This window comes from Serratia sp. 506_PEND (genome assembly GCF_001076875.1).
In the GTDB taxonomy this organism is placed as follows: Bacteria; Pseudomonadota; Gammaproteobacteria; order Enterobacterales; family Enterobacteriaceae; genus Serratia; species Serratia marcescens.
In genome coordinates this window covers 1-2,528 of the sequence record NZ_JVEL01000137.1, presented here as the reverse complement: position 1 = coordinate 2,528, position 2,528 = coordinate 1, and the positions used below count along the sequence as shown (strand labels likewise).

Genomic DNA, 2,528 nt, shown 5'->3' with positions numbered 1-2,528 from the left:
AAGCGCCGCAGGGCTTTTTCGGCGAGGTCAACCTCTGGCTCGACGAGCGCATGACGGAACGCACCGCGCGCAGCGGCAAAACGGCGCGGGCCAAAACCTAATCACCGCCTTTCCTTAAAAAAGCGAAACACACTTTTCCCGCCTCTTCGGAAGGGGCGGGCGGGCCTTCTGCACCCTGTTACGGGAGCGGAACGGCATCGTTCATCCGAAAAAACTGCGGGCAGCCTTGTCGCCCGGTTAACCCTGTATGAAGGAGTCATCCCATGACGCAGAAAATAGTGATTGCCGGTTCCGGTTTTGCCGGTTTTTGGGCCGCCGTGTCCGCCATGCGCGCCATTGCCATCGCCGGTAAGCATGACGAGATCGAGGTGATCATGGTTTCACCGACGCCCACGGTCACCATCCGGCCACGCCTGTATGAAGCCGTGTTGGAAAATATGAACCCGGACATTTCCGCGCAACTCGCCGCCGTCGGCGTGCGGCACCTGGCCGGGGTTGTAGAGCGTATTGATGCCGCTGCTAAAACGCTCACGGTGGCGCCGACGACGGGGGAACTTCTGGAGTTGGCCTACGATCGTTTGGTGTGGGCCACCGGCAGCCGGCTGTCCGTGCCTGCGGTGCCGGGCTTTGCCGAATACGGTTTCAACGTCGATACGCTGGAAAGCGCGCAGCGTTTGGGCGCCCATATCAACGCGCTGGCGGCCAAACCCTCGACGCCGGCGCGCAACACCGCTGTGGTGGTGGGCGCGGGGCTGACCGGGCTGGAGAGCGCGGCGGAGATGCCGCAGCGGCTGCGGGATGCGCTGGGCAAAGACGAGAACGTGCGCGTGGTGATCGTCGATAGCGCGCCGGAAGTGGGCGCGGGGATGGGGGCAGAGCCGGGGGCGGTGATTCGCCAGGCGTTGGCGGAGTGCGGCGTGGAAGCGCGGGCCGGCCTGCGCGTCTCGGCCATCGACGCTGAGGGTGTGATGCTGTCGAACGGTGAGCGCATCGCCGCCAACACGGTGATCCTGGCGGCGGGCGTGCGGGCGCATCCGCTGACCGAGCAGATCCCTGGCGAGCGCGACGGCAGCGGCCGGGTGATCGGCGACGCCTTCCTGCGCGCGCCGGCGGCGGCGGGCATTTTCGTGACCGGCGATACGGTGAAGGCGGCGACCGACGATCTCGGTAATCACAACCTGATGACCTGCCAGCATGCGATGAGCCTTGGCCGCGTGGCCGGCCACAATGCGGCGGCGGAGCTGACGGGCTTGCCGACGCACCCGTACAGCCAGCCGAAGTATGTGACCTGTCTGGATCTGGGCCCCTGGGGCGCGCTGTACACCGAAGGCTGGGAGCGCCAGGTGCGCTTTACCCGTCAGGCAGGCAAAAAGATTAAGCAGGAGATCAACACGCAGTGGATTTATCCACCGGCGGCGGATCGCGAGGCGCTGTTCGCCATCGCCAATCCGGATTTCGTGATTGTGCCTTAAGGTCGTCAAAACGGGAGCGGCAACGTTCCCGTCGTCATTTTCCCAACGGCAGGAATGAACGCTCCGGCACCACGGTTTTCATCACCAGCGTGGAGCTCAGGCGTTGCACGCCCGGCAGGGCGGAGAGTTTCTCGTCATAAAGCTGCTGAAAGGCGGGCAGATCGCGAGCGATCACGTGCAACAGATAGTCGGGGTCGCCAAACAGCCGTTGTGCCTGCACCACCTGCGGAATGTCCACCATGGCGTTTTCGAAGGTTTCAACGGCGCGGCGATCGCCTTCGCGCATGGTGACGAACACCAGGGCGGAAAAGTTATAGCCCAGGCTGCCGGGATCGAGCTGGGCGCGGTAACCCCTGATCACCCCGGACTCCTCTAATGCCCGCACCCGGCGGTGGCAGGGGGACACGCTCAAACCGATCCGCTCGGCCAGCTCGGTCACCGACAAACGGCCGTCGGCCTGCAGTTCAGCAAGAATCTTGCGATCAATCTTATCCATTTGGAAAAATTTCCCCGTTTATGCCGATTTCAGGCAAGTAATTGAAAGCACATTTTAACGTCATGAGGATATTCTTGCCATCTGTTGAACGGTTTTACGGCCGCCGCGGCAGGCGGAGGCCGTTCTTCTTCCACGAGGAAAGCGCAATGGTTCTCTGTTCGGTGTGGCGCGGCGCGTTTGAGAGGGCGCCGGCATGACGCTCGCTCTTTTCGCCGCGTTTTGGGCGGTGTCGATTTTGTTGGTGATCACGCCAGGTATGGATTGGGCCTATGTGATCTCGGCGGGCATTCGCGGCCGGGTGGTGGTGCCCGCCGTCGCCGGCTTGCTGTTTGGCCATCTGCTGATGATTGCGATCGTGGTGGCGGGCGTCGGCGCGCTGCTGGTCGGCAACCCGCTGGCGCTGACGGCGCTCACCTTGCTGGGGGCGGCTTATCTGTTGTGGATCGGTTTCAACATGCTGCTGCACCCGCCGGTGCCCGGCGCCGGTGAAGATCAGCGTTCCGATTCCTGGCTGCGCTGGGCCGGCAAGGGCGTGTGCGTCAGCGGCTTGAACCCCAAGG

The 2,528-nt window shown here is 63.5% G+C and carries 3 protein-coding genes; 2 read left to right on the top strand and 1 reads right to left on the bottom strand.

The annotated features are described in order from the left end of the window. Positions 1-263: 263 nt before the first annotated feature. Positions 264-1,472: an NAD(P)/FAD-dependent oxidoreductase gene (locus ADK28_RS03720; RefSeq protein WP_033639668.1), complete on the top strand. Its 1,209-nt coding sequence runs from the start codon at positions 264-266 to the stop codon at positions 1,470-1,472. Between the two features lie 34 nt (positions 1,473-1,506). Here ADK28_RS03720 and ADK28_RS03715 read toward each other — a convergent pair whose 3' ends face one another. Next, on the bottom strand, positions 1,507-1,968 hold the full coding sequence (locus ADK28_RS03715) for an Lrp/AsnC family transcriptional regulator (RefSeq protein ID WP_004941672.1): 462 nt from the start codon (positions 1,966-1,968) through the stop codon (positions 1,507-1,509). Between the two features lie 193 nt (positions 1,969-2,161). Between ADK28_RS03715 and ADK28_RS03710 the strand changes: the two genes are divergently transcribed. After that, positions 2,162-2,528: LysE family translocator (locus ADK28_RS03710; RefSeq protein ID WP_048794917.1), on the top strand; the 367-nt coding region annotated here is incomplete at its 3' end.